Origin of the sequence: Maritimibacter harenae, assembly GCF_009882975.1 — a bacterium.
Lineage (GTDB): Bacteria > Pseudomonadota > Alphaproteobacteria > Rhodobacterales > Rhodobacteraceae > Maritimibacter > Maritimibacter harenae.
This window is the reverse complement of the sequence record NZ_WTUX01000011.1, coordinates 215,524-237,323: the sequence shown is the minus strand read 5'-3', so window position 1 is coordinate 237,323 and position 21,800 is coordinate 215,524. Positions and strand designations below refer to the sequence as shown.

Annotated in this window: 20 protein-coding genes and 1 tRNA gene; 11 read left to right on the top strand and 10 right to left on the bottom strand. The window is 68.7% G+C overall.

Features of this window, described 5'->3' with window-relative positions:
• Positions 1 to 161: 161 nt before the first annotated feature.
• Genes GQE99_RS07840 through GQE99_RS07830 form a run of 3 tightly spaced genes read right to left on the bottom strand, consistent with a single transcriptional unit; the run spans position 162 to position 3,214 of the window.
• Positions 162 to 1,973, bottom strand: coding sequence for an ABC-F family ATP-binding cassette domain-containing protein (locus GQE99_RS07840; protein ID WP_161351042.1), 1,812 nt, complete (start codon positions 1,971 to 1,973; stop codon positions 162 to 164).
• A gap of 32 nt (positions 1,974 to 2,005) precedes the next feature.
• On the bottom strand, positions 2,006 to 2,737 hold the full coding sequence (locus GQE99_RS07835) for a GNAT family N-acetyltransferase (RefSeq protein ID WP_161351041.1): 732 nt from the start codon (positions 2,735 to 2,737) through the stop codon (positions 2,006 to 2,008).
• A 12-nt stretch (positions 2,738 to 2,749) separates the two neighbouring features.
• Positions 2,750 to 3,214 (bottom strand): outer membrane protein assembly factor BamE, encoded by a 465-nt coding sequence (locus GQE99_RS07830; RefSeq protein ID WP_161351040.1) that lies wholly within the window; start codon positions 3,212 to 3,214, stop codon positions 2,750 to 2,752.
• A 137-nt stretch (positions 3,215 to 3,351) separates the two neighbouring features.
• On the opposite strand from GQE99_RS07830, the gene GQE99_RS07825 reads away from it, so the two are divergent.
• The 8 genes from GQE99_RS07825 to GQE99_RS07790 all read left to right on the top strand — a co-directional run bounded on the left by GQE99_RS07825 (position 3,352) and on the right by GQE99_RS07790 (position 9,425).
• Positions 3,352 to 3,861 (top strand): YceD family protein, encoded by a 510-nt coding sequence (locus tag GQE99_RS07825; protein ID WP_235917160.1) that lies wholly within the window; start codon positions 3,352 to 3,354, stop codon positions 3,859 to 3,861.
• A gap of 237 nt (positions 3,862 to 4,098) precedes the next feature.
• On the top strand, positions 4,099 to 4,308 hold the full coding sequence (rpmF, locus tag GQE99_RS07820) for a 50S ribosomal protein L32 (RefSeq protein WP_161351038.1): 210 nt from the start codon (positions 4,099 to 4,101) through the stop codon (positions 4,306 to 4,308).
• A 21-nt stretch (positions 4,309 to 4,329) separates the two neighbouring features.
• A complete protein-coding gene (plsX, locus tag GQE99_RS07815; RefSeq protein ID WP_161351037.1) occupies positions 4,330 to 5,457 on the top strand; it encodes a phosphate acyltransferase PlsX in 1,128 nt (375 codons plus the stop codon).
• Positions 5,454 to 6,428 (top strand): beta-ketoacyl-ACP synthase III, encoded by a 975-nt coding sequence (locus GQE99_RS07810; RefSeq protein WP_161351036.1) that lies wholly within the window; start codon positions 5,454 to 5,456, stop codon positions 6,426 to 6,428. The genes plsX and GQE99_RS07810 overlap by 4 nt, the downstream gene beginning before the upstream one ends.
• Before the next feature lie 109 nt (positions 6,429 to 6,537).
• On the top strand, positions 6,538 to 6,840 hold the full coding sequence (gene ihfA / locus GQE99_RS07805; protein ID WP_161351505.1) for an integration host factor subunit alpha: 303 nt from the start codon (positions 6,538 to 6,540) through the stop codon (positions 6,838 to 6,840).
• Between the two features lie 35 nt (positions 6,841 to 6,875).
• Entirely contained in the window at positions 6,876 to 8,132 is a 1,257-nt protein-coding gene (locus GQE99_RS21520) for a MerR family transcriptional regulator (protein ID WP_235917159.1), read from the top strand.
• A gap of 63 nt (positions 8,133 to 8,195) precedes the next feature.
• A tRNA-Pro gene (locus GQE99_RS07795) sits at positions 8,196 to 8,272 on the top strand.
• 55 nt (positions 8,273 to 8,327) lie between these two features.
• Positions 8,328 to 9,425 (top strand): 2'-deoxycytidine 5'-triphosphate deaminase, encoded by a 1,098-nt coding sequence (locus tag GQE99_RS07790; RefSeq protein ID WP_161351035.1) that lies wholly within the window; start codon positions 8,328 to 8,330, stop codon positions 9,423 to 9,425.
• Between the two features lie 123 nt (positions 9,426 to 9,548).
• Here GQE99_RS07790 and GQE99_RS07785 read toward each other — a convergent pair whose 3' ends face one another.
• Complete coding sequence (locus tag GQE99_RS07785; RefSeq protein WP_161351034.1) at positions 9,549 to 9,788, bottom strand: hypothetical protein; 240 nt, start codon at positions 9,786 to 9,788, stop codon at positions 9,549 to 9,551.
• Positions 9,789 to 10,213: 425 nt separating this feature from the next.
• Between GQE99_RS07785 and GQE99_RS07780 the strand changes: the two genes are divergently transcribed.
• On the top strand, positions 10,214 to 12,121 hold the full coding sequence (locus GQE99_RS07780) for a DEAD/DEAH box helicase (protein WP_161351033.1): 1,908 nt from the start codon (positions 10,214 to 10,216) through the stop codon (positions 12,119 to 12,121).
• Between the two features lie 115 nt (positions 12,122 to 12,236).
• On the opposite strand, the gene scpB is transcribed toward GQE99_RS07780, so the two are convergent.
• The 6 genes from scpB to GQE99_RS07750 all read right to left on the bottom strand — a co-directional run bounded on the left by scpB (position 12,237) and on the right by GQE99_RS07750 (position 19,130).
• Positions 12,237 to 12,899: an SMC-Scp complex subunit ScpB gene (scpB, locus tag GQE99_RS07775; RefSeq protein WP_161351032.1), complete on the bottom strand. Its 663-nt coding sequence runs from the start codon at positions 12,897 to 12,899 to the stop codon at positions 12,237 to 12,239.
• Positions 12,892 to 13,680, bottom strand: coding sequence for a segregation and condensation protein A (locus GQE99_RS07770; RefSeq protein WP_161351031.1), 789 nt, complete (start codon positions 13,678 to 13,680; stop codon positions 12,892 to 12,894). The genes scpB and GQE99_RS07770 overlap by 8 nt, the downstream gene beginning before the upstream one ends.
• Before the next feature lie 10 nt (positions 13,681 to 13,690).
• Positions 13,691 to 14,695: a beta-N-acetylhexosaminidase gene (gene nagZ / locus GQE99_RS07765; RefSeq protein WP_161351030.1), complete on the bottom strand. Its 1,005-nt coding sequence runs from the start codon at positions 14,693 to 14,695 to the stop codon at positions 13,691 to 13,693.
• A 3-nt stretch (positions 14,696 to 14,698) separates the two neighbouring features.
• Positions 14,699 to 16,057, bottom strand: coding sequence for an SPOR domain-containing protein (locus GQE99_RS07760; protein WP_235917158.1), 1,359 nt, complete (start codon positions 16,055 to 16,057; stop codon positions 14,699 to 14,701).
• A gap of 121 nt (positions 16,058 to 16,178) precedes the next feature.
• Positions 16,179 to 17,897, bottom strand: coding sequence for an arginine--tRNA ligase (gene argS / locus GQE99_RS07755; protein WP_161351029.1), 1,719 nt, complete (start codon positions 17,895 to 17,897; stop codon positions 16,179 to 16,181).
• A 63-nt stretch (positions 17,898 to 17,960) separates the two neighbouring features.
• Positions 17,961 to 19,130, bottom strand: a complete 1,170-nt coding sequence (locus tag GQE99_RS07750) for a deoxyguanosinetriphosphate triphosphohydrolase (protein ID WP_161351028.1) — start codon at positions 19,128 to 19,130, stop codon at positions 17,961 to 17,963.
• Between the two features lie 78 nt (positions 19,131 to 19,208).
• Between GQE99_RS07750 and GQE99_RS07745 the strand changes: the two genes are divergently transcribed.
• A complete protein-coding gene (locus tag GQE99_RS07745) occupies positions 19,209 to 19,538 on the top strand; it encodes a HesB/IscA family protein (protein ID WP_161351027.1) in 330 nt (109 codons plus the stop codon).
• 237 nt (positions 19,539 to 19,775) lie between these two features.
• Positions 19,776 to 21,794 carry an ASKHA domain-containing protein gene (locus GQE99_RS07740; protein ID WP_161351026.1) on the top strand — a complete coding sequence of 673 codons (2,019 nt, stop codon included), beginning with the start codon at positions 19,776 to 19,778 and terminating at the stop codon, positions 21,792 to 21,794.
• The last annotated feature ends 6 nt before the right edge of the window (positions 21,795 to 21,800 follow it).

Genomic DNA, 21,800 nt, shown 5'->3' with positions numbered 1-21,800 from the left:
GGTTTTCCGGTTTTCCGGTTTTCCGGTTTTCCGGTTTTCCGGTTTTCCGGTTTTCCGGTTTTCCGGTTTTCCGGTTTTCCGGTGAAGCCGGGACTCCCCAAGCCCCCACCGGTCAACCCATAAAATCCATAATCGTCAGATGGTTGCGCGACGCGCACCTGTCACCCGGCTTCCTTCTCGGCCAGGGTGAGCCATTCCTCTTCCGCCGCCGCCAGCTTCTCCTGCCGTTCGGCCAGTGCCTCGGTCGCCTTGCGGAACTTCACCGGCTCGCGGGTGAAGAGCTCCGCGTCCGACAGCAGCTCCTCGAGCTTGGCGATCTCCGCTTCCAGCCGGTCGATCTCGCCCGGCAGCGCTTCCAGCCGATGCTTCTCGGTGAACGACAGCCCGTCCTTTGGCGCCGATGCGCGGGGCTTGGGCGCGGCGGGCTTCGGCTTTTCCGCCGGCCGCTCCGCCACCGGCTCGCGCGGGCCGCGCTGCGCAAGGTAGTCGGACCAGCCGCCTGCATAGACCGTCGCGCGCCCGTCGCCTTCCATCGCGACGGTGGTCGACACGGTCCGGTCGAGGAAATCGCGGTCGTGGCTGACGAGCAGCACGGTCCCGTCGAAATCCGACACCAGTTCCTGCAACAGGTCCAGCGTCTCGACATCGAGGTCGTTGGTCGGCTCGTCGAGCACCAGCAGGTTCGACGGACGCGCCATGATCTTGGCCAGGATCAGCCGCGCCTTCTCCCCGCCCGAGAGCGACCGCACCGGGGCACGGGCCTGGCGTTCGTCGAAGAGGAATTCCTTGAGGTAGCCGACCACGTGCTTGGGCTGGCCGCGCACGAGGATCTGGTCGGCCTTGCCCGACACCCGCATTTCCGGATCGCCCGCGAGGTTTTCCCACAGCGAGGCGTCGTCATCCAGCGTCGCGCGGTTCTGATCGAAGACCGCCATCTCGACGCCGGTGCCCAGCGTCACGGTGCCGGTGTCGGGCGCGAGCTCGCCGATCAGCATCTTGAGAAGCGTGGTCTTGCCCACCCCGTTGGGCCCCACCAGCGCGACCCGGTCGCCCCGGTTCACGAGCAGCGAGAAGTCCCGCAGGATCGGCTTGCCGTCGTAGGTCTTCGAGATCTCCTTGGCCTCGATCACCTTGCGGCCGGACTTGGGCCCCGCCTCCAGGTTCATCGCCGCCGTGCCCTGCCGCTTGATCTGCGCGGCGCGTTCCGCCCTGAGGTCGCCAAGCGCGCGCACCCGGCCCATGTTGCGCTTGCGCCTGGCCGAGATGCCCTCGACCGCCCAGCGGGCCTCGGCCTTGATCTTGCGGTCGAGCTTGTGGCGCGCGATGTCCTCTTCTTCCCAGACCTTGTCGCGCCAGGCCTCGAACCGTTCGAACCCTTCCTCCTGCCGGCGCACCTGCCCCCGGTCGATCCAGAGCGTCGCGCGCGTCAACGCGGTCAGGAAGGCCCGGTCGTGGGAAATCAGGACGAAGCCAGCCCGCGTCGACTTCAGCTCCTCCTCCAGCCACTGGATCGCCTGGATATCGAGGTGGTTGGTGGGCTCGTCCAGCAGCATCAACTCCGGCCCCTCGGCCAGGAGCTTGGCAAGCGCGGCGCGCCGCCGCTCCCCGCCCGAGGCGGTCGCGACCGGCAGTTCGGGGTCGAACTTGAGCCCTTCGGCCACCCGCTCCACCCGGTATTCCTCGCCGGGTTCAAGCCCGCTCGCGGCGAAGGCGCCGAGCGTTTCGAACCCCGACATGTCCGGGTGTTGTTCCATGTAGCCCACGCTCACGCCGGGCGGCAGGATGCGTTCGCCGCTGTCGGGCTCCACGAGCCCCCCCATGACCTTCATCAGGGTCGATTTGCCCGAACCGTTGCGCCCGACCAGCGCCACCCGGTCGCCGGGCTGGACCACCAGGGACAGGTCGTGAAACAGGGGCTCACCGCCGAAGGTGAGCGAGATGTCGTTGAGCTGGAGAAGTGGAGCGCGCGCCATGCCGGCTCACCTAGTCCCCGGCGCGCGTGGCGTCAATCGCCCGCCAGCGCCCGCAAGGCCCTCGCCCGCGCCGGCGGCACCTTGTCGATCTCGACGCCGGTGAAGACGTGAAGCGTCCCCATGTCCCGGTCGACCACCGCGTGGTCCGACACCCAGCCCCCCATCATGAGGTAGGTGCGCAGCAGCGGCGGCAGCCCGCGCTGCGCCGCGGCCGGGTCGAATTCGCCCGCGGGCAGCGCAACCGTCTCCGGCGCGCGCCGCCCCGGGCGCAGGCCCTCGGGCCCCAGGTGGCGCGCGCGAAGCAGGCGCAGGGTGGCACCGTGGATCGCCGGGTCGGTCCCCGCGAAGGAGCTGCATCCGAAGAGAAGCCGCGCCCCGCTGCCGTCGACGATCCGCGTCATCGCCCCCCAGGCCAGGCGCAGGAGGTCCGGGTCGTGATCGCCGGGCGCCATGCAGAAGCGTCCCATCTCGATCCACGGGCCCGCAAGCGGTTCGAGCGGCGCGATGTCATAGACCCGGGCGGTGTAGCCGGCCTGTGCCGCCGCGCCGCCCTCGAAAAGCTGGAAGCGGAAGGTGCAGACCAGCGCACCGTCGCGCTCGACGAGCAGGTGGTCGAAGGTGGCATCGAAGGGGTCCGCGTCCCGCCCGGTGCCGTCGGGGTCACGAAAGGCGCGAAAGCGCAGCGCCTGCGCCGCGTCCACGTCCTCGGGCACGGACGCAAGACGCGCGACCAGGGGGCCGCGCGTCAGAAGCGTCTCGGACATGGAAAACTCCGGTCAGTCGAGCAGGCGCTGGACGTTGATCCGGCCGACGTTGCCCAGGAGCTGGCGCAGGAAGCCGACGCCCTTGGTATTGGACGTGGTCACGCGGCGCGACAGCGTCACAACCCGACCCTCTTCCAGACCGAAGCGCTCGATGTTCTCGACGAGCCCGGCCTGGTCGAAGCTGATGCGCAGCACCTCGCGCTCGATCTCTTCCTTGCGGGAATAGCCCTGTTGCTTGAAGCGCGACTGGACGTAATACCACGCCTCTTCGGTCAGCAGCCCCTCGGCGCCCGGCTGGCCGACGATGGCCCCCACCGTTTCGCGCGTGTCGATGCCGACCATGATCTCTTCGACGTCCTGGTCGGTCGGAAGATAGCCGTGGTTGGTGTAGATCGGGGTACAGGCCGCCGCCACGACAAGGGCGAATACGGCGATAAGACGCAAGGGCTTGCCTGCCATCTTCCCGGTCCCGGTCATACTGCCCCCCTTGCCATGCAGCGCGTTCTCTTGGACAACGGCTTACAGGAGCCAGCGTCCGCGTTCAAGAAACCAAAGAGCATATGACCCCACCAGATGGCAAGATAGAGTATGGCCCGACCTTCCGTGTCGCAGATTTGGACAAATCGCGCCCGCGGGAGATCGATTACAGCCTGTCCGAGTTGCAGATGACCGCCCTCGCCGAGGAGCTGGGAATCGGTGAACTGCGCAAAGTCCGCCTCCAGGGCGCCCTCAAACCGCTGGGAAAACGCGACTGGCGTTTCACCGGCCACCTGGGCGCGACCGTGGTGCAGACCAGCGTCGTGTCGCTCGATCCGATCGTGAACCGGATCGAGGAGGACGTGGAGCGCAGCTGGATCGACGGGCTGGCGCCCGTGACGGCCGACGAGAGCGAAACGCCCGAGGATGTCGACCAGGAGCCCCTGGGTGACCGCATCGACATCGGCGCGGTGCTGGCCGAAGCGCTGGCTCTGGCGATCCCCGACTACCCGCGCGGCGACGACGAGGAGCTCGACCAGACCACCTTCACCGAGCCCGGGAAAGAGGCGATGAGCGACGACGACGCCAAGCCCTTCGCGGGGCTCGCGGCCCTGCGCGACAAGCTTTCGGGCGACGAGGACGAATGAGGCGCCGGGCCCGCGGGGGCCCGCGCCGTGACAGGCCGCGGACGCCCCGGCGGACGTCCGAAAAAATCCTTGCGAAACACGAGAATCGCACTATGTTCCGCCCCTCTTTCACAAGATGGGTTGGAACCGTGCGTTTAAGCGCGTAAGAGGCGGTCAGACTCAGGAAACACCGGGCTTCGGCCCCTGACGAAACAGGGCAACGACAACCGAAGCCCCCGCAAACATCGAGGTTGAGACATGGCTGTCCCTCAGAACAAAGTCACGCGCTCGCGTCGCAACAACCGTCGTTCGCACGATGCACTCACCGCGGACAATCCGAACGAGTGCCCGTCCTGCGGCGAACTCAAGCGCCCGCACCACGTGTGCCCGTCCTGCGGCCACTACGCCGACCGTGAGGTCGTCGCGATGGCCGACGAGGTGGACTTCGACGACGAAGACGCGGCGTAAGCCCGACGAGGCCAGCCGCCCATGACGGATCAGACGGGATCGGGTAACCGACGGACCGCCTCCGCTCAGGGGCTGCAGCGCATCATCATTTCGGTCGACGCGATGGGCGGCGACCGCGGCCCGGCAGCTATCGTTGCCGGGCTTTCCAAGTCTGCGCGCAAGAACAAGCACATCGGCTTCATCCTCCACGGCGACAAGGCCGTGCTCGACCCGCTTGTCGAGAAGCGCGATGAGCTGAGGGGCATCTGCGAAGTGCGCCACGCCGAAGACGTGGTCACGATGGACGACAAGCCCAGCCAGATCCTGCGCACCGGCAAGAAGACCTCGATGTGGTCGGCGATCGACTGCGTCAAGAACGGCGAGGCCGAGGTGGTCGTGTCCTGCGGCAACACCGGCGCGCTGATGGCGATGTCGATGCTGCGCCTGCGCAAGCTGCCGGGCGTGTCGCGCCCCGCCATCGCGGTGTTCTGGCCCTCGCGCAATCCGATCGGCTTCAACATCATGCTCGACGGTGGCGCCGACATCCGCGCCGACGAGGTCGACCTGCTGCAATACGCGCTGATGGGCGCCTCCTATGCCCGCAACGGCCACGGCATCCAGCGCCCCCGCGTGGGCCTGCTCAACGTCGGCACCGAGGAGCACAAGGGGCGCGCCGAGATCAAGGCCGCCGCCGAGCTCATCGCCGAGGCCGCCCCGGTCGCCAAGTTCGACTACATCGGTTTCGTCGAGGGCGGCGACCTTCTGTCGGACCGCGTCGACGTGATCGTCACCGACGGCTTCACCGGCAACGTGGCGCTCAAGACCGGCGAAGGCACCGCCAAGATGGTGAGCGAGGCGCTACGCGAAGCCTTCATGGCCACGCCGCTGTCGCGCATCGCCGCGCTGATCGCGACCACGTCTCTCAACCGGCTGCGCAAACGCATGGACCCCCGTCGCTCCAACGGCGGCGTGTTCCTCGGGCTCAACGGCACGGTGGTCAAGAGCCACGGCTCGGCCGACGCGACGAGCTTCTCCGCCGCGATCAAGCTGGCCTTCGACCTGGCCCAGTCGGGCTTCAACGAGAAGCTCGCGGCACGGGTTGCATATACCCCCGGAGACACGCAGGATGCGCCAGCGCTGATAGAGAACAAAGCGAGCGGGAAAAAATGACAACACGCGCCGTGGTCCGCGGTGTCGGGCACTACCTGCCCGAACGCGTCGTGCCCAACAGTTGGTTCGAAGAACGGATCGACACCTCCGACGAATGGATTCGCACACGCTCGGGCATCGAACGTCGGCATTTCGCCGCCGAGGGGGAAACCACCTCGATGATGGCGATCGAGGCGGCCAAGGCCGCGCTCGATGACGCCGGCATGAAAAGCGAGGATGTCGACGCGGTGATCGTCGCGACCTCGACCCCGGACCTCACCTTCCCCTCCTGCGCCACGATGGTGCAGGCCGGCCTCGGCATGACCGGCGGCTTCGCCTTCGACGTGCAGGCCGTCTGTGCCGGCTTCGTCTTCGCGCTCGCCAATGCCAACGCGATGATCATCTCGGGCCAGGCCGAGCGCGTTCTGGTGATCGGGGCCGAAACCTTCAGCCGCATCCTCGACATGGAAGACCGCTCGACCTGCGTGCTCTTCGGCGACGGCGCGGGCGCCGTGCTGCTGGAAGCGGCCGAGGGCACCGGCGAGAACACGGACCGCGGCATCCTCGCCTCCGACCTGAACTCGGACGGGCGCTACCGCGAAATGCTCTACGTGGACGGCGGCGTGTCCACCACGGGCACCGCCGGAAAGCTGCGCATGCAGGGCAACCCGCTTTTCCGCCAGGCGGTCGAGAAGCTCGCCGCCACCGCGGACGCGGCCCTCGGCAAGGCCGGGCTCACGCATGGAGACGTCGACTGGATCGTCCCCCACCAGGCCAACATCCGCATCATCGCGGGCACGGCCAAGAAGCTCGACATGAGCATGGACAACGTGGTCGTCACCGTCCAGGACCACGGCAACACCTCGGCCGCCTCGATCCCGCTGGCGCTCTCGGTCGGCAAGGCCAACGGCCAGATCCGCGAGAACGACGTGGTGGTCGTGGAGGCGATCGGCGGCGGGCTGGCCTGGGGCGCGGTCGTCCTGCGCTGGTAAACCCCGGCGCGCTGGCCCGGCCGGCGGTGCAACGCCTGCCCCCAAGCCATTGATCTTGACTTGAAAATATATCGGCCCCATGCTGCCCGAAACCATCTCGGGGGACGGTATGAGTGAAAAGACGCTGACGCGCATGGACCTGAGCGAAGCGGTGTTTCGCGAAGTGGGCCTGTCGCGCAACGAAAGCGCCCAGCTTGTCGAAAGCGTGCTGGGCCACGTGTCGGATGCGCTGGTGCGGGGTGAGACGGTCAAGATCTCGTCCTTCGGCACCTTCTCGGTCCGTGACAAGGCCGCCCGGGTGGGCCGCAACCCCAAGACCGGGGAAGAGGTTCCGATCTCGCCGCGTCGCGTGCTCACCTTCCGTCCGTCGCAGATCATGAAAGAACGGGTCGCAGCAGGAAACAAGCGCTGAGCCCGGCCGAGAGCAGTCAATGAACGGGCCAAGACATGGAACAGAAGTCACCTGACGCCTTCCGCACGATCAGCGAGGTGGCCGAATGGCTCGGCGTGCCGACCCACGTGCTGCGCTTCTGGGAAAGCCGCTTCACCCAGGTCAAGCCCGTCAAGCGCGCCGGCGGACGGCGCTATTACCGCCCCTCCGACATGGAGCTCCTGGGCGGGATCCGCAAACTCCTCCACGATGACGGGCTGACGATCCGCGGGGTGCAGAAGCTCCTGCGCGAGGAAGGCGTGAAACACGTCGCCGCCCTGTCCCCGCCGCTCGACCTGAACGCGGCGGAGGACGAGGACGATGGCAACGTCGTGTCGCTGAGCGCGCGCAGCCGCGGCACGGAGGCCGAGGTGGAAGACGCCGAGATCGCCACCGAGGCGGAAGAGGCCGCGCCCCCCGCCGTCGACGCGGCGATCGAGGACGAGGCGCTGGAACCGGTCGATCCCGAGGAGGACCGCCCCGTCGCCTTCACCGAGGCGCAGGACGAGGAGACCCCGGCCGAAGCCCCCGAAGAAGCCGAAGCCCCCGAGACCTGGGCGGACACCCCCGACACGTTCGCCGAGGACGCCACCCCGGCCGTCGACCCGCTGCAAGAGGCCGAGCGGCTTGACGACGTGGCCGACGGCGACCTCCCCGACGAGGAGCAGGCCCCGCCCGAGGAGGCCATCCAGGCGCCCAGCCCCGAGGTCGTCACCTCCGGTGCCCTGCCCCCGGAAACGGACGACGACATCACCGAACCACCCCTCGCGGCCGAGGCGCCGGAAGACGACGACGGGTTCGACGAGGACGCGCCGGCCGAGCCGCCCGTGGAGGAGCCCCGGGAACCCGCGCTCGAAGTCACCGCCGAGGACGACGGCGAGATCGCCGCGCCGCCCGTGCCCGAACCGGACGCCACCCATCCCGAACCCCACCTGACCCGCGCCGACCCGGAGCCCGGGAACCCGGAAGCCCCCGAGATCACCGAGGCCGCCGACCAGCTGCCCCCGGAGGATGCCGAGGAAGGCTCGGACTGGGCCGACGAATTCGCGAGCGCCCCCGAAGAGGCGCCTGTGCCGGCGGGCGCGGTGCTGGTCATGCCGGACATCCCGGCCGACCCGATGGACGGCACCCTGCCTCCGCATATCGCCCCGATCGCGCCGCGCCTGCGCCGGCTGCGCGCCCACCACGCGGCCCTTCCCACGCCGCATCTGCGCGCGCTGTCGGACCGGCTCCAGACGCTGCGCAACGATCATGACCCCTCGGCCCTCGGTTGATCGAAATTCGATGCCGATCCGGTCTTGCCCGCGCCCGCAAAACTGCTATGAAGCTTCCCACGTCGGGCTATGGCGCAGTCTGGTAGCGCGTCCGTCTGGGGGACGGAAGGTCGCAGGTTCAAGTCCTGCTAGCCCGACCAATCATCTGACCGCCCGCCCCCAACGGGGCGGGCGTCGGTGTATCGGGGGACGGTCATGACAGGCAACGACACCGGCACGGGCGTCCTTCCCGCACAGGCGATCCGCGCGATGATCGGCGCGGGCACGCTGGCCGCCGACCCGGCGATCATCCCCGAACAGATCCAGCCCGCCTCGCTCGACCTGCGCCTCGGGCGCACCGCCTACCGGGTCCGCGCCTCGTTTCTCGCCGGCGAAGGGCGCACGGTGGCCGAGCGACTCGAAGAATTCGAAATGCACCGCATCGACCTGACCGAGGGCGCGGTGCTGGAAAAGGGCGCGGTCTACGTCGTGCCCCTGATGGAACGCCTCGCCCTGCCCGACGGGGTGCAGGCGGTGGCGAACGCGAAAAGCTCCACCGGGCGCCTCGATCTCCTGACCCGCGCGATCACCGACGGCGGGGTCGAATTCGACCGGATCGCACCGGGCTACACCGGCCCGCTCTATGCCGAGATCTGCCCGCGCTCCTTCTCCGTGCTGGTGCGCCCGGGGATGCGCCTCAACCAGATTCGCTTCCGCGCGGGCCAGGCGGTGCTCTCGGACGACGACCTGCGCGCCCGGCACGCGCGCGAACCTCTCGTCGACGGCGAGGCGGTGATCGACCACGGCCTGGGCTTCTCCGTCGACCTGCGGCCCGCGACGGGCGACCTCGTGGGCTACCGCGCCAAGCCCCACACCGGGGTCATCGACCTCGACCGGATCGGGTATTACGACCCGGCGGAATTCTGGGAACCGATCCATACCAGCGAGGGACGGATCATCCTCGACCCCGGCGCCTTCTATATCCTCGTCAGCCGCGAAGCGGTGACGATCCCGCCCGACTGCGCGGCCGAGATGGCCCCCTACCTCGCCATGGTGGGCGAATTCCGGGTGCACTACGCGGGCTTCTTCGACCCGGGCTTCGGCCACGACGCGGCCGGTGGGCGCGGCTCGCGCGGGGTGCTCGAGGTGCGCTGCCACGAAGCGCCCTTCGTGCTGGAACACGGTCAGGTGGTGGGCCGCCTCGTCTACGAGATGATGTCGCAGACCCCCGAAACCCTCTACGGCGCCGACCTCAAGTCCAACTACCAGGGCCAGGGCCTCAAGCTCTCCAAACACTTCCGCGCCCCGGCCTGACGCCTCCTTTTCATCTTTCCGGAAATACGCCGGGGGGCTTGGGGGACTGCCCCCCCCAAATCGAACGTCGCAGGGGCCCTGCCCGCTCTGGCCGGGCCCCCTGCGTCCCGGCACGACATCACGTCACGATTTCTCCCGACCTTCGGCACGCATCATAGCACCGCCGAAAGAGGGGCGCGTTCTGGTTGCCGGTACGCCCTCCGTCTCGAGTTCGGCGAGCGTTTCCTGGTGATGCTTGACCTCTTGGTACAGGGCCTCCGCCTCGTCGAAACGCGATTGTTCCAATGCATTCTCGATACGACGTTCAAGGACGGGAATCAGGTTCTGCAGGACTTGGGCGTGCTGGAATTTCAGGTCGGTCACGATGCGGTACCCTTCTTGGCTTTTTTCGGCCTGCGCCGTTCAAAATCACTTGCTCAATAAGTACCGGACGATCTTTCGCTCAAAACGCCGGCGCTCTCGTCCGGCCAAATCGCATCGAGGCGAACTTTTGGCACAGCAAATGATGATCGCACCGTCAGACACGGTGGGATCGCTGTCGTCCTTGTGGTAGATTTTTTGATCATATCATACGGCGGAACCGGTAACGAGCCTTGTAATCCCGCTTCATGATCCCCACGCGACCCGCAGCGGGGATTGCCGCCGCCGGGCGCCCCGGCCCACCTTGACGCTATACAAGCGTCCGCAAATGCCCTACACGCCGCTGACTGAGCGCCCAAGCCGGCGCGAAACCGACCGACTGCCGGCCAGCATGGCCCGCAGCAATTCCCGAAAGAAAAGTCCTCTTCATGCATCCTGCACTTCGCGCGGCCCTCGATGACCGTGGATACACCACGTTGACGCCCGTCCAGACCGCCGTTCTCGACCCCGCCCTGGGCGGCCGCGACCTCCTCGTTTCGGCACAGACCGGCTCGGGCAAGACGCTCGGCTTCGGCCTGGCCATCGCACCGACGCTTCTGGGCGACGACGACACGTTCGGCCCGGCCGCCACGCCGCTTGCCGTGGTCATCGCGCCCACGCGCGAGCTGGCGCTGCAGGTCAAACGCGAACTGGGATGGCTTTTCGCCAAGGCGGGGGCTGTCATCGCCTCCTGCGTGGGCGGCATGGACATGCGCGACGAACGCCGCGCACTGGAGCGCGGCGCGCATATCGTGGCGGCCACCCCGGGACGGCTGCGCGACCACATCACCCGCGGCTCGATCGACCTTGCCGCCGTGCGCGCGGTCGTCCTAGACGAAGCGGACGAGATGCTCGACCTGGGCTTTCGCGAGGAACTCGAGTTCATCCTCGGCGAAGTGCCCGCCGAGCGGCAGACACTGCTCTTTTCAGCCACCGTGCCCCCCGCGATCGCCGCGCTCGCCAAGGGCTACCAGAAGGATGCCGAGCGCATCGTCGCCCGCTCGGAAACCCCGCAGCACAACGACATCGAGTACCGCGCCATGATGGTGGCCGACCGCGATGTCGACAACGCGGTGATCAACACGCTCAGGTTCCACGAGGCGCCCAACGCGCTGGTCTTCGCCAACACGCGCGCGATGGTCAACCGGCTCGCCGCCCGTCTGTCCAACCGCGGCTTCAACGCCGTCGCCCTTTCGGGCGAGCTGTCGCAGACCGAACGCTCGCACGCGCTCCAGGCCATGCGCGACGGGCGCGCGCAGGTCTGCGTGGCGACCGACGTGGCCGCGCGCGGCATCGACCTGCCCAGGCTCGATCTCGTCGTGCATGCCGAGCTGCCCTCCAACCAGGAGACCCTGCTGCACCGTTCGGGGCGCACCGGCCGGGCCGGACGCAAGGGTGTGAGCGCGCTGATCGTGACCCCGCGCACCCGCAAGAAGGCCGAGCGGCTCCTGGGCTGGGCCAAGGTGAAGGCCGAGTGGGGCAACGCCCCGTCCGCCGCCGAGGTCCGCGCGATGGACGAGGAGCGGCTGCTGTCCGACCCGACGTGGCAGGAGCCCGCGACCGAGGCCGAACAGGACAGCGTGGCCCGGCTTCTCGAAGCCTTCTCGCCCGAGCAGGTCGCCGCCGGTTACCTGCGCCTCCTGCACACGCTCCGCGCCCCGCCGGAGGAGCTCGCCGACCTGGACGCCAAGCCGGAACCGCGCAAGGAATTCGGCCCCGCGACGTGGTTCGCCGTATCGGGCGGACGTGATGCGGGGGCCGAGCCGCGCCGCCTGTTGCCGATGCTGTGCAAGGCGGGCGGCCTGTCGAAGGACGACATCGGCGCGATCCGGGTCCAGAAAGACCGGAGTTACGTGCAGATCCGCGACGCGGCCGTCGCGGGTTTCCTCGCGACCGTGGGCGAAAGCATGGTGCTCGAAAAGGGCGCGCGCCTCACGCAGCTCGATACCGCGCCCGACCTCGCGTCCAAGGGGCCGGGCCCCAGGCGGGACGCACCGGCGGGTGACAAGCCGTATCGCGCCAAGACCCCGGCGGCGCGGGGCCCGAAGCCGCATCGCAAGCGCGACGACGAGAAGGGTCCGCGCCGCAAGGACGCGACCGACCGCGCGCCTTCGGAGACGGACACGACCGCCAAGCCGAAGCGCAAACCGAAGGGCCCGCCCCCGCCCAAGGGCAAGCCCGACAGCAAGAAGAACCGCGCCCGCGCGGCGGGCTCCGCGTTTACGAAGGGGCCGGGCAAGGCCGGGGCCCAGAAGCGCAAACCCAAGGGCGCCAAACCGGGCGGCGGCAGATCGTAGCCTGAGAAACACGCGGGGGGCCCGGCGTCGACGCGCCGCGACGCGCTGACGCCATCCCTTTCATCTTTCCGGAAATACGCCGGGGGGTTTGGGGGGCTGGCCCCCCAACGCCGCCTCACTCCTCGAACAGCTCCGACTGTCCCTCGTCGTCCCCGTCCTCGTCCTCTTCGCCCTCGCCGGGACCCGCGGGCGGCGGGCGGCTTTCGAGAAGGCCGGCGGCGCGCAGTTCCTTGAGGCCCGGAAGGTCGCGGGCGCTCTCCAGTCCGAAATGATCCAGAAAGCCCTGCGTGACCACGAAGGTCACCGGGCGGCCCGGGCTCATCCGGCGACGGCCGAAGCGGATCCACTCCAACTCGATCAGCAGGTCGATGGTGCCCCGGCTCACGGACACGCCGCGGATCTCCTCGATCTCGGCGCGCGTGACCGGCTGGTGGTAGGCGATGATCGCCAGCGTTTCGATCGCGGCACGGCTGAGCTTGCGGCTCTCGACCGTTTCCTTGTGCATGAGATAGCCCAGGTCGGGCGCGGTGCGGATCGCCCAGGCATCGCCCACGCGCACCACGTTCACGCCACGGCCCTCGTAGCGCTTGCGCAGGTGGACGAGCGCCTCGGCGGGTTCCGAGCCGTGAGGCATGCGCGCGGTCAGCTCGGCCACGGTCACGGGGTCGGCACTGGCGAAGAGCACCGCCTCGACCATGCGCTCCTGCTCGCCCATCGGGGGCGCGTCGAACAGGCTCTCCTCGGCTTCGCCCTCGGGCGCGTCGGGTTCGTCAGTCATTCGGTTTCCTGCGTATCTGGATCGGGGAGAAGGTCTCGCCCTGGCGGATCTCGATGGCCCCCGCCTTGGCCAGTTCCAGCGAGGCCGCGAAGTTCGCCGCCGTCGCCGAACGTCGGCGCACCGGGTCGTTGCCCCACCCTTCCGGCAGGTAGGACATGATGTCCGTCCATTCGCCGGCGAAGCCGATCAGGTGGCGCATGCGGTCGAGCGCCTCCTCCATCGTCATCACGCTTTCGCGGTCCATCACGAAGGGCCGGAACTCGTCCCGGGTGCGGATGCGGGCATACCCCTGCATGAGATCGAGAAGCGTCGCCGTGTAGGTCACGCGGCGCTTGTGTTCGACCACCTCGACGTGGCCGCGCGCGAAGAAGTCGCGGCCCTTCTGGTCGCGCGCCATGAGCTGGGCGGCCGCGTCGCGCATCGCCTGCAGTCGCTCGAGCTGGAAGGCCAGGTGCGCGGCCAGCTCCTCGCCCGAGGCGCCCTCTTCGGTCGGGTCCGGCGGCAGCAGCAGGCGGGATTTCAGGAAGGCGAGCCAGGCGGCCATGACGAGGTAGTCGGCCGCGAGCTCGATGCGCAGGTGGCGCGCCTTCTCGACGAAGGCCAGGTATTGCTCGGCCAGCGCCAGCACGGAAATCTCGCGCAGGTCGACCTTCTGGGTGCGCGACAGCGTCAGGAGGAGGTCGAGCGGCCCCTGGAAGCCTTCGACATCGACGATGAGCGCCTCGGCGGCCATGCGTTCCGATACCGACAGGACGTCTGCCTGAAACTCGTCTTCTGCCATGATCGAGGGTTTACCCGGCCTGATGCTTCATCAGGCTCTGAAACTCCGCCTCCAGCGCATCGATGTCAATGGCATCGGGCTGGCGGCGCCAGCCAAGCGCCGCGTCCGCCCGGCGCGCACCCTGCCCGGCAAGACGCCCCGCGGCCCGGGCGACCTGTTCCATCTCAGCCCGGTCCCCGTTGCAGTGCAGGATCAGATCGCAGCCTGCCGACAGCGAGTCGCGGCAGCGGTCCTCGATCGACCCCGAAAGCGCCTTCATCGAGATGTCGTCGGTCATCAGGAGCCCGTCGAATCCGATCCGGTCGCGGATGATCGCGTTCATGCGGGGCGACGTGGTGGCGGGGCATTTCGGGTCGATATCCGCGAAGACCACGTGCGCGGTCATCGCGAGGGGCAGGTTCGAGACCGATTGGAAGGCCAGGAAATCCGAGACGCGCAGCGCCTTTTCCCTGGCCTTGACCACGGGAAGCTCGAGATGGCTGTCGGCGGTGGCGCGGCCATGGCCCGGAATGTGCTTGATCACCGGCAGGACCCCGCCGTCGACCAGTCCGCTCGCCACCGCGCCCGCGATCTTAGACACCTTCACCACGTCGTCGCCGTAGCAGCGGTTTGCGAGGATCTCGTGCGTTTCGGGGCGCAGCAGGTCCACGACCGGCGCACAATTGCCGTCGATGCCGACCGCGTGAAGCTCGTGCGCGATGATACGGTAGCGCAGGTACATCGCGTCCGCCGCGCGGCGTTTGGTCAGCTTCACCTGATCCAGCGGCGGCAGCCAGTCGCGCCAGTGCGGCGGCCCCATCCGCGCCACGCGGCCACCTTCCTGGTCTATGAAGATCGGGGCGTCGCGCCCCACCGCCTCGCGCAGCTCGGTGGTGAGCCACCGAAGCTGGTCCGGGTCCTCCACGTTGCGCGCGAAGAGGATGAAACCCCAGGGGTCGGCCTCGGCGAAGAAATCGCGCTCGGCGCGTGTCGGGCGCGGGCCTTCACAGCCAAGGATGAAGGCCCCCGCGCCCATCTGTCAGCGCGTGACGACGGGGATGCAGGAGGCGTTTCCGGCCATCAACGCGGCACAGAGGCGGCGCGCTTCGGACAGGTCGTCGAAGCCCATCGCGCGCAGCCGATAGAAGGTCTTGCCGCCCGACTGCGCCTTCTCGATCACGCGGGACTTGCCTTCGAGGTACTCGCCGAAGCGGCCGTTCAGGCGGTCCCATTCCGAGCGCGCGACATCTTCGGTGTCGAAGGCGCCGAGCTGGACGAGCCGAGTGCCCGCCGCGATCTGCGAGGGGTCGATTTCGCGCACCGCTTCCTGCGCCGCGGCCAGGAGTGCGTCCGAAGACGGGCGGGCGCTGGCACGGGTCACGAGATCGCCGGGGCGCGGCTCGGGGCGCGGCGACCGGGCGACGCCCGGCACGCTCGGCTGTACGAGGTTGCCCGCACGCGCGGCGTCCAGGGCCCGTTCCTCGGCCTCCGCCGTCATCGAGAGGTCGGCCTCTTCGCCCGAGAGCGGCTTGGAGCCGGCGGAAATCTGCTCGACGAGCGCGAGCGTGGCGGCTTCGGCGTCCTCCGCGCTGGCGGCAACCTCGATCGGCTGGGTGCCGAGCGTCGCGTCGGGTTCGGCGGGCCCGCTCTCGCGCGCGGCCTCGATCCGGGCCTCGGCGGCCTGCGGCAGGTCGGCCTCCTCGAGCGACTCGGCCGGCGGGGCGAGCACGACCTGGTCGGTCGGTCCCTCGGCCACGCCCTCGGCGGCGATGTTGTTCACGGCGAGCCCTTGGTGCGCCGCGGCCTCACCGCCCGGGTTGTCCGGCTGGACGCGCATCGGACCTTCCAGCGCGGCGATCACCGGCACTTCGGTCACGTCGCGCATGGCAAGCTTGTAGCCCCAGACCGCCAGCCCGCAGATCAGCGCGATCGAGACGACGGCGCCCAGCCCGTTCATGATGCTCGCCATGCCGCCGGGGTCGGCGGCGGCGGGCGGCATGGCCGGGGCCTGCGGTTCCTGCGGATAGCCGCCCTGCGCCGGATACCCGCCCTGCGCGGGGTAGCCCTGCGGCTGCGGCGCGGCGTGGTAGGCCTGCTGTTTATACGGCGCCTGCGGCTGCGGCCGGGGCTGTGCGGGGGCCGGTTGGGCCTGCTGCGGATAATAGCCCTGCTGCTGGTGCACCTGCGGCTGCGCGACGGGCTGCGGCTGGGGGTGCCGGGCCTGCGGCTGCATCTGCGGTTGCGCGTGCATCTGCGGCTGCTGGGGCCGGGTGACCGGCGGCTGGCCGTGCCAGGCCGGGTCCTGTGCCTGCGGCTCGTGTCCCTGTGAATAGGTCTGGCGGGTCTGATGAGTCCCCGGATAGCCCGCGCCGGGGCCGCCCCAATTCGCGTACGTCATTGCCTGCCTCGCTCGATGCCGCGGCCGGAGGACCGGCCCGCATCGTTTGTTTTCTTGCCTCACCCGTCCCCGTGTGCCCGGGGATCAGGCGACCTCAGACCCGCACGCCTGCGCTTGTTGATCAGCGCATTTCCTCGAGCGGGGTGACACCAAGAATACCAAGACCCGCTGAAATCACAACGGAAACGGCTTTCGGCAGGGCAATTTTCGCCGCTGTTGCGGACGGATCACTCTCGTCGAGGAATCGCAGCGCGGGGGTATCATTTCCCTTGTTCCACAGCGCGTGGAATTCGCTGGCCAGTTCGTAGAGGTAGAAGGCGATCCGGTGCGGCTCGTGCGTGCGGGCCGCGATTTCCACCAGGCGCGGCCACTCGGCGAGCTTCTGTGCGACCTTGACCTCGGCCTCGTCCGAAAGCACGGGCGTGCCGGGTTCCACCCCCATATCGGCGGCCTTGCGCAGCACGGAATGGACCCGCGCATTGGCGTACTGGACGTAGAAGACCGGGTTGTCCTTGGACTGCTCCAGCGCCTTGTCGAAGTCGAAGTCGAGCGGCGCGTCGTTCTTGCGGGTGAGCATGATGAAACGGGTCACGCCCGGCCCCACCTCGTCCACCACGTCGCGCAGGGTCACGAAGGTGCCCGCGCGCTTGGACATCTTGAAGGGTTCGCCGTTCTTGTAGAGCTTGACGAGCTGCGTGAGCTTGATGTCGAGCGGCACGCGGTTCTCGGACAGCGCCGCGACGGCCGCCTTCATGCGCTTCACGTAGCCGCCGTGGTCGGCGCCGAAGACGTCGATCAACTGGTCGAAGCCGCGCGTCACCTTGTCGTAGTGGTAGGCGATGTCGGGCGCGAAATAGGTCCAGGCGCCGTCCGACTTCATGATCGGCCGGTCCACGTCATCGCCGTAGTCGGTCGACTTGAACAGGGTCTGCTCGCGCGGTTCCCAGTCCTCCGGCAGCTTGCCCTTGGGCGGCTCGAGCGTGCCCTTGTAGATCAGGCCCTTGCCGCGCAGATCCTCGATCGCGGCCTCGATCCGGCCGGTGCCGTAGAGGCTCTTTTCCGAGAAGAAGACGTCCATCTCGACGCCGAGCGCCTTCAGATCGTCGCGGATCAGGTCCATCATCTTCTCGGTGGCGAAGTCGCGCACCTGTTCCAGCCACTCGGACTCGGGCTTGCCGACGTAGGCATCGCCCACCTCGGCCTTGAGCGCCTCGCCCACCCCGATCAGGTAATCGCCGGGATAGGTGCCGTCCTCGAAGGCAACCTCCTGCCCGTGCGCTTCGAGATACCGCAGGTAGACCGAGCGGGCGAGCACGTCGACCTGCGCGCCGCCGTCGTTGATATAGTATTCACGCGTCACGTCGTGGCCGGAGAATTCCAGGAGGCTCGCCAGCGCGTCGCCGAAGACCGCGCCCCGGGTGTGGCCCACGTGGAGCGGGCCGGTGGGGTTGGCCGAGACGTACTCGACGTTGACCTTGGCCCCCTGCCCCATGTCCGACCGGCCATAGGCGTTGTCGCCAAGGATGCCCTCGACCAGCCCGGCCCAGACGCCCGGCTCCAGCCGAAGGTTGAGAAAGCCCGGCCCGGCCACCTCGGCCGACGCGATCCGGTCGTCGGCCGCGAGCTTGACCGAGAGCGCGTCCGCGATGTCGCGCGGCTTCATGCCGGCGGGCTTGGCCAGCACCATCGCCGCGTTGGTCGCCATGTCCCCGTGGGCCGGGTCGCGCGGCGGCTCCACGGCGACGTTCGCACGGTCGAGCCCCTCGGGCAGGACGCCCTCGCTCACCAGCGCGTCGAGCGACGCGAGCACAAGTCCACGGATGTCGGCAAAGAGGTTCATGTCACACCTTCTCGAGAAATCTTGCGCGGTCTACCACGCCGGAGGCGAAGGTCAACGCCCGCCCTACTTGGCAAAGAGCCGCGGGCGCGTGTCGGTCCCGCCGATGAAGCGGCCGTGCGTCTCGATCGCGAAACGGTCGGTCATGCCCGCGATGTAGTCGGCCACGATCCGCGCTAGCGCCCGCTCGTCCCCGGCCCGCGCCAGGTCATCGCGCCATTCGGCCGGGAGGTAGTCGGGGTTCTCCATGAAGAGCGGGAAAAGCTCGTTCACGATGGTCGTGACCTCTTCGCGCATCTTCACCACCGACGGCGCGCGGTAGACCTTGCGGAACAGGAACCCGCGCAGCTGGTTCATCTCTTCCCAGATCTCGTCCGAGAACCGCACGATCTGGCGGCCCGCGTGGCGCACGTCGGTGGCGCTGTGCGGGTCCACCTCGGCGATCGCCGCGCGCGAGGCGGTAAGCACGTCCTCGACCATCACGCCGAACACCCGGCGAAGCGCCTCGTGCCGCCGGCGCTTCATGTCGAGCGAGGGATAGGACTGGTCGACCGCCGCGTAGGAGCGTTCGATCATCGGCACCGCCGCGATCTCTTCCTCGGTGATGAGCCTGGCCCGGATCGCGTCGTGCAGGTCGTGGTTGTTGTAGGCGATATCGTCGGAGAGCGCCGCCACCTGCGCCTCCGCGCTCGCATGCGTGTCGAGCTCCAAGTCGTGCAGCGCGTTGTACTCCGCCAGCGCCACCGGCAGCTCGCCCGTGACCGGGCCGTTGTGCTTGGCGATCCCCTCGAGCGTCTCCCAGGTCAGGTTCAGCCCGTCGAATTCGGCATAATGCCGCTCCAGCGACGTGACGATCCTGAGCGCCTGCGCGTTATGGTCGAACCCGCCGTAAGGCTGCATCAGCGCGTCGAGCGCATCTTCGCCGGTGTGGCCGAAGGGCGTGTGGCCCAGGTCGTGGGCCAGCGCCACCGCCTCGGTCAATTGCTCGTTCAGCCCCAGGACGCCCGAAATCGTGCGCGCCACCTGCGCCACCTCGATCGAATGGGTCAGGCGCGTGCGGTAGTAATCGCCCTCGTGTTCGAGGAAGACCTGCGTCTTGTGTTTGAGCCGGCGGAAGGCCGACGAATGGATGATCCGGTCCCGGTCGCGCTGGAACGGCGAGCGAAACAGGCTCTCTTCTTCCGGATACAAGCGCCCCCGGCTTTCCTCGGGGTTACACGCGAATGTGGCTGCCATGCCGTCCTCGGTCTCTTGCTGCCCTGTCCCGTCGCCCATATATTCCAGTTCTCAAGGACTTGAAACATCGGGTGACCCATGGACCTCAACCTGCCACCGAAAGTGACCGACCGCGCCTTCGCCCGGCTGGGCGAAATCGGCGCTGGCAAAGACGGCAAAGCTCTGCGCGTCGCCGTCGAGGGCGGCGGCTGCTCGGGCTTCCAATACGACATCGCGCTGGATGAACCCGGCGACGGCGACCTCGTGCTCGAGGGTTCCGGCGAACGCGTCGTGATCGACGAGGTGTCGCTGCCGTTCCTGACCGGCGCCGTGATCGACTTCACCGAGGAACTGATCGGCGCGCGCTTCGTGATCGACAATCCGAACGCGACCAGCTCCTGCGGCTGCGGCACGTCCTTCGCGATGTGACTCGCGCGCCCGGAAATGCGTTTCCGGACAATGGCTTGCAGGCCGAAGCTGAACCTCCACTTCAAGCCGGCGCGTGGGGCGACCGGCCTCTGCGGGCACGCGTGGGCCGCAAACCATTGGCGCCGACCAGCCTGCCCGGCCAGACGCGCGATGCCGCATCCACGACGCGACAGGTCGCTACCCGTCTTGTAGTGGCGCCGCCCACGGGTACAAACACGGGGACAACAGGAGCGCGTCATGGCACAAGATCCCCTCGTCATCTTCACCCCGTCGGGCAAGCGCGGCCGCGTACCGGCCGGAACGCCGGTGCTCGATGCCGCCCGTCAGTTGGGCGTGGACCTCGACTCGGTCTGCGGCGGGCGCGGGAAATGCTCCAAGTGCCAGGTGGCGCCGGGCTACGGCCAATTCTCCAAGCACGGCGTCACCGTCGCCCCCGACGCGCTGTCAGCCTGGAACGAGGTCGAGGCGCGCTACGACCGGATTCGCGGGCTGAAGGAGGGCCGGCGGCTGGGCTGCCAGGCGCAGATTCTAAAGGACGTGGTCATCGACGTGCCGGCCGAAAGCCAGGTTCACAAGCAGGTGGTGCGCAAACGCGCGGAGGTCCGCGACATCGTCCTCTCCCCCACCCTGAGCCTCGCCTATGTCGAAGTGGCCGAGCCCGACATGCACCACCCGTCGAGCGATCTCGACCGCCTGCTGGGCGCGCTCAAGGCGCAGCTCGACCTCGAGACGCTGGAGATCGACCGCCACCTCCTGCCCGGCCTGCAGAAGGTTCTGCGCAAGGGGAACTGGGCGGTGACGGCCGCGATCCATGACGATGACACGCCCACCATCGTCGCGCTCTGGCCCGACTTCTTCGAGGGTCCGCTCTACGGCGTGGCCGTCGATCTGGGCTCCACCACCATCGCCGGCCACCTCGTGAACCTCGTCACCGGCGAGGTGCTCGCTTCCTCCGGCCTCATGAACCCGCAAATCCGCTTCGGCGAGGACCTGATGAGCCGCGTGTCCTATGCCATGATGAACGAGGGCGGCGCGGACGAGATGACCCGCGTCGTGCGCGAAGGCGTGGACCGCTTGATCGGCGAACTCGTGGCCGAGGCCGGGATCGACGGCGACAGCCTGCTCGACCTCAGCTTCGTCATGAACCCGGTGATGCATCACCTCTTCCTGGGTCTCGACCCCTACGAGCTGGGCCAGGCGCCCTTCGCGTTGGCCGTGGGCTCGGCGCAGCGGATGATGGCGCGCGAGCTCGCCCTCTCCGTCGCCCCCGGCGCGCGCGCCTATGTTCTGCCGCTCATCGCCGGGCACGTGGGCGCGGATGCCGCCGCCGTCGCCCTGTCAGAGGCCCCGCACCGCTCCGACGACCTCGTGCTCGTCGTGGACGTGGGCACCAACGCGGAGATCCTGCTGGGCGACACGCAGGGCGTGATGGCCTGCTCCTCGCCCACCGGCCCCGCCTTCGAAGGGGCGCAGATCTCCTCCGGCCAGCGCGCGGCCCCCGGGGCGATCGAACGCGTGGAGATCGACCCGGAAACCAAGGAGCCCCGCTTCAAGGTCATCGGCTGCGACCTCTGGTCGACCGAGGAGGGCTTCACCGAGGCCGTCGCGCAGACCGGCATCACCGGTATCTGCGGCTCCGGCATCATCGAGGTCGTCGCCGAGATGCGCATGGCGGGTATCGTCGACGCGGGCGGTCTGATCGGCTCGGCGGAGGCGGTGGGCACGCCGCGGTGCATCCCCGAGGGGCGTACACATTCCTACCTGCTGTGGGAGGATCCGGACGGCCGCAAGATCACCGTCACCAACGGCGACGTGCGCGCGATCCAGATGGCCAAGGCCGCGCTCTACGCCGGCGCACGGCTCCTCATGGACAAGCGCGGGGTCGACACGGTGGACCGCGTGGTGCTTGCGGGCGCCTTCGGCGCGCATATCTCGCCCAAGCACGCGATGGTGCTGGGCATGATCCCCGACTGCCCGCTGGAGAAGGTGACGAGCGCTGGCAACGCGGCCGGCACCGGCGCGCGCATCGCGCTCTTGAACCGCGAGGCCCGGCGCGAGGTCGAGGGGCTGGTGCGCGGCATCGAGAAGATCGAAACCGCCGTCGAGCCGCGCTTCCAGGAGCATTTCGTCGCCGCCACGGCCATGCCCAACGCCGCCGACCCCTTCCCTCTCCTGCGCGCCGTCGTGCCGCTCCCGGACGTGGAATTCAACGCGGGCACCCCCGAGGGCGGCCGCCGCCGACGCCGGCGCGGCTGACCCCCG

Bases quoted from the DNA above. Each gene is read 5' to 3' on its own strand.
- GQE99_RS21520 (WP_235917159.1), top strand. From the start codon at position 6,876: ATGGAACAGAAGTCACCTGACGCCTTCCGCACGATCAGCGAGGTGGCC.
- argS (WP_161351029.1), bottom strand. From the start codon at position 17,897: ATGAACCTCTTTGCCGACATCCGTGGACTTGTGCTCGCGTCGCTCGAC.
- GQE99_RS07740 (WP_161351026.1), top strand. From the start codon at position 19,776: ATGGCACAAGATCCCCTCGTCATCTTCACCCCGTCGGGCAAGCGCGGC.
- nagZ (WP_161351030.1), bottom strand. From the start codon at position 14,695: ATGGGCGCGGGGGCCTTCATCCTTGGCTGTGAAGGCCCGCGCCCGACA.
- GQE99_RS07745 (WP_161351027.1), top strand. From the start codon at position 19,209: ATGGACCTCAACCTGCCACCGAAAGTGACCGACCGCGCCTTCGCCCGG.
- ihfA (WP_161351505.1), top strand. From the start codon at position 6,538: ATGAGTGAAAAGACGCTGACGCGCATGGACCTGAGCGAAGCGGTGTTT.
- GQE99_RS07835 (WP_161351041.1), bottom strand. From the start codon at position 2,737: ATGTCCGAGACGCTTCTGACGCGCGGCCCCCTGGTCGCGCGTCTTGCG.
- plsX (WP_161351037.1), top strand. From the start codon at position 4,330: ATGACGGATCAGACGGGATCGGGTAACCGACGGACCGCCTCCGCTCAG.
- GQE99_RS07780 (WP_161351033.1), top strand. From the start codon at position 10,214: ATGCATCCTGCACTTCGCGCGGCCCTCGATGACCGTGGATACACCACG.
- GQE99_RS07790 (WP_161351035.1), top strand. From the start codon at position 8,328: ATGACAGGCAACGACACCGGCACGGGCGTCCTTCCCGCACAGGCGATC.
- scpB (WP_161351032.1), bottom strand. From the start codon at position 12,899: ATGACTGACGAACCCGACGCGCCCGAGGGCGAAGCCGAGGAGAGCCTG.
- rpmF (WP_161351038.1), top strand. From the start codon at position 4,099: ATGGCTGTCCCTCAGAACAAAGTCACGCGCTCGCGTCGCAACAACCGT.
- GQE99_RS07810 (WP_161351036.1), top strand. From the start codon at position 5,454: ATGACAACACGCGCCGTGGTCCGCGGTGTCGGGCACTACCTGCCCGAA.
- GQE99_RS07830 (WP_161351040.1), bottom strand. From the start codon at position 3,214: ATGACCGGGACCGGGAAGATGGCAGGCAAGCCCTTGCGTCTTATCGCC.
- GQE99_RS07840 (WP_161351042.1), bottom strand. From the start codon at position 1,973: ATGGCGCGCGCTCCACTTCTCCAGCTCAACGACATCTCGCTCACCTTC.
- GQE99_RS07770 (WP_161351031.1), bottom strand. From the start codon at position 13,680: ATGGCAGAAGACGAGTTTCAGGCAGACGTCCTGTCGGTATCGGAACGC.
- GQE99_RS07750 (WP_161351028.1), bottom strand. From the start codon at position 19,130: ATGGCAGCCACATTCGCGTGTAACCCCGAGGAAAGCCGGGGGCGCTTG.
- GQE99_RS07760 (WP_235917158.1), bottom strand. From the start codon at position 16,057: ATGACGTACGCGAATTGGGGCGGCCCCGGCGCGGGCTATCCGGGGACT.